Below are 7,500 nucleotides of genomic sequence, written 5' to 3'. Positions count from 1 at the left end.
TCCGGCGTAGAGGGTAAGACCCCCGTAGACGAAACATCAGCGGCTTGCTTAAGAATCTCCCAAGTAGCACGGGGCCCGAGAAATCCCGTGTGAATCTGGCGGGACCACCCGCTAAGCCTAAATATTCCCTGGTGACCGATAGCGGATAGTACCGTGAGGGAATGGTGAAAAGTACCGCGGGAGCGGAGTGAAATAGTACCTGAAACCGTGTGCCTACAAGCCGTGGGAGCGTCGCTCATTGGGTTTACCCAATGGGTCGTGACTGCGTGCCTTTTGAAGAATGAGCCTGCGAGTTAGCGGTGTGTAGCGAGGTTAACCCGTGTGGGGAAGCCGTAGCGAAAGCGAGTCCGAATAGGGCGATTGAGTTGCACGCTCTAGACCCGAAGCGGAGTGATCTAGCCATGGGCAGGTTGAAGCGGAGGTAAGACTTCGTGGAGGACCGAACCCACCAGGGTTGAAAACCTGGGGGATGACCTGTGGTTAGGGGTGAAAGGCCAATCAAACTCCGTGATAGCTGGTTCTCCCCGAAATGCATTTAGGTGCAGCGTCGTGTGTTTCTTGCCGGAGGTAGAGCACTGGATAGGCGATGGGCCCTACCGGGTTACTGACCTTAGCCAAACTCCGAATGCCGGTAAGTGAGAGCACGGCAGTGAGACTGTGGGGGATAAGCTCCATGGTCGAGAGGGAAACAGCCCAGAGCATCGACTAAGGCCCCTAAGCGTACGCTAAGTGGGAAAGGATGTGGAGTCGCAGAGACAACCAGGAGGTTGGCTTAGAAGCAGCCACCCTTGAAAGAGTGCGTAATAGCTCACTGGTCAAGTGATTCCGCGCCGACAATGTAGCGGGGCTCAAGCGTACCGCCGAAGTCGTGTCATTGCAGCAATAGGGCCAACGCCCGCTGTGATGGGTAGGGGAGCGTCGTGTGCCGGGTGAAGCAGCAGCGGAAGCTAGTTGTGGACGGTTCACGAGTGAGAATGCAGGCATGAGTAGCGATACACACGTGAGAAACGTGTGCGCCGATTGACTAAGGGTTCCTGGGTCAAGCTGATCTGCCCAGGGTAAGTCGGGACCTAAGGCGAGGCCGACAGGCGTAGTCGATGGACAACCGGTTGATATTCCGGTACCCGCTTTGAAACGCCCAATATCGAATCCTCTAATGCTAAAGCCGTGAAGCCGTTCCGGACCCTTCGGGGAAAGGAAAGTGGTGGAGCCGCTGACCCAAGGTGGTAGTAGGTAAGCGATGGGGTGACGCAGGAAGGTAGTCCAGCCCGGGCGGTGGTAGTCCCGGGGTAAGGGTGTAGGCCGAGGGGTAGGCAAATCCGTCCCTCATTAAGGCTGAGACCTGATGCCGAGCCGATTGTGGTGAAGTGGATGATCCTATGCTGTCGAGAAAAGCCTCTAGCGAGTTTCATGGCGGCCCGTACCCTAAACCGACTCAGGTGGTCAGGTAGAGAATACCGAGGCGTTCGGGTGAACTATGGTTAAGGAACTCGGCAAAATGCCCCCGTAACTTCGGGAGAAGGGGGCCATCACTGGTGATCGGACTTGCTCCGTGAGCTGGGGGTGGCCGCAGAGACCAGCGAGAAGCGACTGTTTACTAAAAACACAGGTCCGTGCGAAGCCGTAAGGCGATGTATACGGACTGACGCCTGCCCGGTGCTGGAACGTTAAGGGGACCGGTTAGTGACCTTTCGGGGTTGCGAAGCTGAGAACTTAAGCGCCAGTAAACGGCGGTGGTAACTATAACCATCCTAAGGTAGCGAAATTCCTTGTCGGGTAAGTTCCGACCTGCACGAATGGCGTAACGACTTCTCGACTGTCTCAACCATAGGCCCGGTGAAATTGCACTACGAGTAAAGATGCTCGTTTCGCGCAGCAGGACGGAAAGACCCCGGGACCTTTACTACAGTTTGATATTGGTGTTCGGTTCGGCTTGTGTAGGATAGGTGGGAGACTTTGAAGCAGCCACGCCAGTGGTTGTGGAGTCGCCGTTGAAATACCACTCTGGTCGTGCTGGATGTCTAACCTCGGTCCGTGATCCGGATCAGGGACAGTGTCTGATGGGTAGTTTAACTGGGGCGGTTGCCTCCCAAAGGGTAACGGAGGCGCCCAAAGGTTCCCTCAGCCTGGTTGGCAATCAGGTGTTGAGTGTAAGTGCACAAGGGAGCTTGACTGTGAGACCGACGGGTCGAGCAGGGACGAAAGTCGGGACTAGTGATCCGGCGGTGGCTTGTGGAAGCGCCGTCGCTCAACGGATAAAAGGTACCCCGGGGATAACAGGCTGATCTTCCCCAAGAGTCCATATCGACGGGATGGTTTGGCACCTCGATGTCGGCTCGTCGCATCCTGGGGCTGGAGTCGGTCCCAAGGGTTGGGCTGTTCGCCCATTAAAGCGGTACGCGAGCTGGGTTTAGAACGTCGTGAGACAGTTCGGTCCCTATCCGCTGTGCGCGTAGGAATATTGAGAAGGGCTGTCCCTAGTACGAGAGGACCGGGACGGACGAACCTCTGGTGTGCCAGTTGTCCTGCCAAGGGCATGGCTGGTTGGCTACGTTCGGGAGGGATAACCGCTGAAAGCATCTAAGCGGGAAGCCTGCTTCAAGATGAGTATTCCCACCTCCTTGAGAGGGTAAGGCTCCCAGTAGACGACTGGGTTGATAGGCCAGATGTGGAAGCCCGGTAACGGGTGAAGCTGACTGGTACTAATAGGCCGAGGGCTTGTCCTCAGTTGCTCGCGTCCACTGTGTTAGTTCTGAAATAACGAACAGCTGTGAAAACACCAGCGTTCAAATTTCATAGTGTTTCGGTGGTCATAGCGTTAGGGAAACGCCCGGTTTACATTCCGAACCCGGAAGCTAAGCCTTTCAGCGCCGATGGTACTGCAGGGGGGACCCTGTGGGAGAGTAGGACGCCGCCGAACAATCATTGTGGGAAAGCCCCGCACCTTATGGTGCGGGGCTTTTCTGCGTTCAGGGGCAGTTTCTGCTGATGTGGGCGCGCAGCAGGTTCACCGCGAGGTGGTGACCGTAGACGGTCGCCTGCTCCATGGGCGTGCGACCGTTCGGAGCCTCGAGCCGAGGGTCGGCACCGAAAGCCAGCAGGACCGCGGTGGTGTGGACGGTCAGGGGTTCGCCGGTCTGCAGGGCGCCATCGCCTTCGGTGTCGATCGCGTGCGTCAGCAACGTCATGTTGCCGAAGACCTCATCGGGATCGGCCCCTTCGGCCAGCAGCCGGGCCAAGGTCTCGGCGTCCTGGTGTTCCACAGCCTGATGAGCAGTCGACCAGTAGTCACTCATCACGCCATCCAACAGCCGAGCCGGCGCCAGCTGCCAGTGATTACCGGCGCAGGCCCGTGTCGAGGGCGTAGTAGAGGGTGTCCAGGCGGCTGCGGCCAGGACTTCGGGCCGGCATCCGGCGCAGCAGTTCACGAACGGCCGGCGGGGCGTGTTCGATCGCCCAGCGGATCTCCTCGTCCCCGACGTCGGTGTCACCGCCGGCGGCGAGTTCATGGGCGAGTGCTTCGTACACGGCGGGCCCCAGTACGTGCTTCGACTGGTGCGGGGTGGCCAGCGGGTGGATGTACGGGGTCGCTGCTGCATGGCACGCGGCGCGGGCAGCAGCCGTGGCCGCCTGGTCGTCGACGTCGCGTGCGGCTGCTTGGGCCGCCCAGGCGAGGGAACGCAATTTCGCCGTCCGCTTCCCCTCGTCCACGTACGCCCGGATGCCCTCGATCGCTTCACGGGGCCGGGTGTCGGAGGGAGCCTTCGCCTCGAAGAGAGGGAGGGCGCGCTGGACGCAATCGGCGGCCCAGAGCCCGAGCAGCCGACGGTCTTCCTCGGTGATCGTCACTTCATCCATGCGCCCATCATGCGCGGTTGCGATGCACGGGCGGCGTACGGAGCTTCGAGGAGCCATGGTCGACCCGTGCATCCGAACTCCCATTGTGCTGGGTTTCGTTGAGTGCTGCTGGGCCGGGGCGATTGCGCCGGGCCCGGAGGCGGAAGGCTGGTCGCGCCTGCACGGTTGCCGTCCGCGCCCGCCTGAGGCGCCGGCTGTGGGGGAGAAGCACGGGCGAACCGATGCAGAGGCAAGGCGATGCAACGTACGAGGTGGCCAGCAGCACTCGGTTGTCCAGCGGCAGGCCTTTCGGGCCGGATTCGGCCCACGCCTTGTAGTCGTTCCTGCTGCCGGACACCGGTCGGCCGACGGCCACGACGAGGCGGGTGTCGGCGTCGATGACGAACTGGTGGTGGGTTGAGTACCGATGGTTCTTCGACTGCTCGGCCACCGAGTGATCGCGGGTGGGAGCGAGGGGCCCACGATGAGCACGGCACCCTTGCGACGCGAGGCCGGGGCTGCAGTGCCAGAAGTGGACCGAGGTGGTCGGTGATCCGACCGCCGGCCGGCTTGGAGATGTCGAAAGCAGAGCAAGTTGGCGCATCGTCATGTTCGTGCGCCAGTACGTCGTGACCAGCAGTGTCCTGTCTGCCAGCGGCAGGCTCCAGGGTCTGCCCCGGCGGGCGCTAGTCGCCGCAGATATTCGCGGCTGGGGCCGTAGCCGTAAGCCTTGTCTGCCGCCGGCTGTCGGGCTTCTTGCGGGGTCTTCCCGGCCCGATCCGGGGGATGCGCATCTTCTCCAACACCGGTGGGAAGTGTGTGCAGTCGTCTCGCTGGCCTGCGGTGACGATCGGGTCTGGTGTTCTGCCCATCAAGCCCCTTTCGAAGCGGACGTCGGTGCCGGGTCTGGTGGAGTCCACCGAGATGTCCCAGTCGGTCTCACCGGCCGCGTCGGCCGTCGCCTGCACCTGCTGGAGCGGCCGTTCCCCGGTGCCCTCGGCCGACCACAGGTGGTGGTGTTCGTCGATGGTCTTCCACGGTCCGAAACGTTCGGGGAGGTCGCGCCACTGAACCCCGGTTCGCACCGGGTGCAGAACCCCGTCGATCACCTGGCGGTGATCCCGCCACCTGCCACAACGCCCGCTGCTGACCGGCAGGAACAGCCGGAGCCGTTTCCACTCGGCATCACCCGGTCGGCACGACACCTTCGGGCCGGCCACCCTCTGGCCTGGAGAGGAGAACCCGGCGAGTTGGCGGGTCGATCTCCGTGACGATGACGGCGATCTTCTCTCCGACCTCGAAGTCTTCCACCGGACTCACCGCAGGGCGGCCGTGGACTTCTCGGAAGGGGACCAGCCCGGCAATCCCGTCCCCGAGGTCGACGAAGGTGCCGAAGGGAAGCACCTTCACAACCGTGCCGCGGAGTTCCTGGCCCACCACTGTGCGGTCGGCGAAAGCCTGGAGTGGGTCGGGCTCCAGTGCCTTCAAGGACAGTCTGGCCTCCGCGTTGTAGGTGTCGAACTGGAGGAACTCGCACGACACACGCCGGCCCACCTGAACGACGTCGGTGGGAGCGTCGATGTGCCGCCAGGACAGTTCGGGGATGACAATGAACCCGACACCGGGGAACAGCGGATGGGCAGGCCCGTCGTCCAAGGCCACGAAGACCCCGAACCGCTCGATCGCCGCGACGGTCCCGGACAGGATGTCGCCGCGCTGCAGGGACTCCAGGAACGCCCAGAGTTCCGGGCTCTCGGACTGCCAATCCATACCGCCACCCTGGCACACGACATCGTGGGACGACCGTGCCCTCGACGAGCCGAAGCCCCCGCCATGTCTGAGCAGCCCGGACCATGATCAGCCGGACAAAGTTCTGGGGACCACGTGCGCGCATTCACGTCGCAGCACCGGTCATTCGACTGCGGGTCGGGGGATCAGCGGTCTTCCCATTGGGCGCGGGCCAGCTCCGAGTTCGTCCGGACCAGGGCCCAGTGATCCTCAATCATGAACAGGGAGTACCGGCCCGTTGCGTCCAGGGCGTCGAAGACCCGGTGGGCCCAGGCGTCCGAGTCCGGCTGATTGGCAGTGACCCGCGCCGGGTGGGAGCGGTCCGGTTCGTCCAGGTCCGGCGGCACCGCGACCCAGACGCTCAGCCAGCGCTGGTAGTCCCTCCAGACGAAGGATGGGGACTGCCCACCGGCGTTGCCGGAGAAGCTCAGGCCGAAGGCTGCTTCGAGGTCGGTCCACAGGGTCTCCGCGAGGGTCAGCCCGGGGACCTGCGGCCCCCGGTGGCCGGCGTGGATGTTGTATTCGCTCAAGATGATCAGCCTCGGCCTCGGCCCGCGTCGAAGGTCTTGCCGTAGCAGTATCCGCTCGGCCGCACCTGGGTGGAGGCGCCCCATGCCCGGAAGTGTTCAAGAACGGCCCGACGGGCGCGTACGACCGGGCCGCAAATGCGATGACCTGCGATGACGAGCCATGGCACAGTCACCGCATGTCCAACGACATCGCCTATCCCGTCTTTCGCACCCCCGACCCTGTACTCGCCCTGAGTACGGCGCGCCGGCTCATGGAGTTCGGCCGCTGCGAGTACTCAGAGGTCTCCGCGGACGCAGAGCTCCCTTCCGTCGCCGAGGTGCAGCGGATGGCGAAGCAGCTGCCCGAGGGGTGGTGCCGGGGGCGCGAGGAGTACGGCGAATTCGACGGGGTGCCGTATGAGGACCAGCCCCCACTGGTCGTCGGCGTCCAGGGGCCTGGGCTGCCGGCCGACCTGGCCGCGTACGAAGGCCGACTGCCGGTGGAGTGGGAGATGTGGGACGTGCCGGTCGGCAGCATCGAGGACGCCTTCACGGCGGCGATCGGCTCGAACATGGGCCGGATCCGCTGGGAGAACCTGTCCTGGCCGGATGCGCCCGATGTGGGGCTCTACGGGGAGTTCAAGCACGCCGGGGTGTCGCTCCTTCTCAACCTGAGCACGCGCGAATTCGACGAACCGGCCGACGACCACACCGTCCTCGTCCACGTCCGCAGCGCCATCGTCAACGGCCGCCAGAGGCGGGAGCCGTACGTGCACTGGCTCGCAGAGCAGATGGGACTCTCGGTCATCGGGCCCGAGCAGCGGTGCTGAGCCTCCACGACTTGTCGTTGCCGACGCCGGTTCTGGCGAAGCGGAGAGTCCAGGGGCTGATCACTGGCTCTCGCCCGGTCCGGTGGTCCAGCACAGATCGATGTGCCTGCAGCCCGGCCCGGATCGATGTGGTCGAAGACCAGGACTTGGGCGACAGCGCGATGCCGGCCAACGTACGCGGCGACACGGATGCCGGGTTGGACCCTCGAGGGCGAGCGGGTCGCCAGCGTGAGCTCCTGGTGCCGCCGCAGGGCAGGCGCCGGCAGTGCTGCTCCGGTGGCACCGCTCGTCGCCGACAACGTGGCGAGGCGGGAGGTCTTGGGCCGTCGCGGTGACCGGGTCGGTGGGCGCCCAGCACGGGCAGGCATCGTGTGGTCGTGGCACCCACACCGGTCCCCCGCAGCCGCTGCCCCGGCCGTTTTGACACCCCCCAGGCCGAGTTGTAGAGTCAAACGGTTGCCTCGAACTGGACAAGTTCGGCAGCCCCACCTCCCACGGAGCGCAATTCCATGTGGGGTGCACTCGATTCTCGAGGA

General features: G+C 63.6%; 6 protein-coding genes, 2 rRNA genes and 1 pseudogene (1 of these 9 running past the window's edge). 3 read left to right on the top strand and 6 right to left on the bottom strand.

What is annotated here, in order from left to right:
• Positions 1–2,726, top strand: a 23S ribosomal RNA gene (locus OG753_RS20645) (it extends 396 nt beyond the left edge of the window).
• Between the two features lie 76 nt (positions 2,727–2,802).
• Positions 2,803–2,920 (top strand): 5S ribosomal RNA (gene rrf, locus OG753_RS20640).
• Positions 2,921–2,969: 49 nt separating this feature from the next.
• Here rrf and OG753_RS20635 read toward each other — a convergent pair.
• From OG753_RS20635 to OG753_RS20610, 6 genes and pseudogenes are all read right to left on the bottom strand, one after another.
• Complete coding sequence (locus tag OG753_RS20635) at positions 2,970–3,296, bottom strand: ankyrin repeat domain-containing protein (RefSeq protein WP_405789543.1); 327 nt, start codon at positions 3,294–3,296, stop codon at positions 2,970–2,972.
• A 40-nt stretch (positions 3,297–3,336) separates the two neighbouring features.
• Positions 3,337–3,858, bottom strand: coding sequence for a putative immunity protein (locus OG753_RS20630; RefSeq protein ID WP_327263220.1), 522 nt, complete (start codon positions 3,856–3,858; stop codon positions 3,337–3,339).
• 285 nt (positions 3,859–4,143) lie between these two features.
• Positions 4,144–4,525, bottom strand: a pseudogene (locus OG753_RS20625) (transposase family protein); the annotation flags it as partial.
• Entirely contained in the window at positions 4,524–5,042 is a 519-nt protein-coding gene (locus OG753_RS20620) for a transposase (RefSeq protein WP_405792741.1), read from the bottom strand. The pseudogene OG753_RS20625 and the gene OG753_RS20620, both read right to left, overlap by 2 nt.
• Positions 5,023–5,607, bottom strand: a complete 585-nt coding sequence (locus OG753_RS20615) for a S1 RNA-binding domain-containing protein (RefSeq protein ID WP_327263219.1) — start codon at positions 5,605–5,607, stop codon at positions 5,023–5,025. The genes OG753_RS20620 and OG753_RS20615 overlap by 20 nt, the downstream gene beginning before the upstream one ends.
• Positions 5,608–5,771: 164 nt before the next feature.
• Entirely contained in the window at positions 5,772–6,155 is a 384-nt protein-coding gene (locus OG753_RS20610) for a hypothetical protein (RefSeq protein ID WP_405789541.1), read from the bottom strand.
• A gap of 176 nt (positions 6,156–6,331) precedes the next feature.
• Here OG753_RS20610 and OG753_RS20605 point away from each other — a divergent pair, with 176 nt between their 5' ends.
• A complete protein-coding gene (locus OG753_RS20605) occupies positions 6,332–6,964 on the top strand; it encodes a hypothetical protein (protein ID WP_327263217.1) in 633 nt (210 codons plus the stop codon).
• The last annotated feature ends 536 nt before the right edge of the window (positions 6,965–7,500 follow it).

The organism is Streptomyces sp. NBC_00029, from assembly GCF_045160505.1.
Lineage (GTDB): Bacteria > Actinomycetota > Actinomycetes > Streptomycetales > Streptomycetaceae > Streptomyces.
Note: the sequence above shows the minus strand (reverse complement) of the source record. Positions and strands in the feature narration are given on the sequence as shown.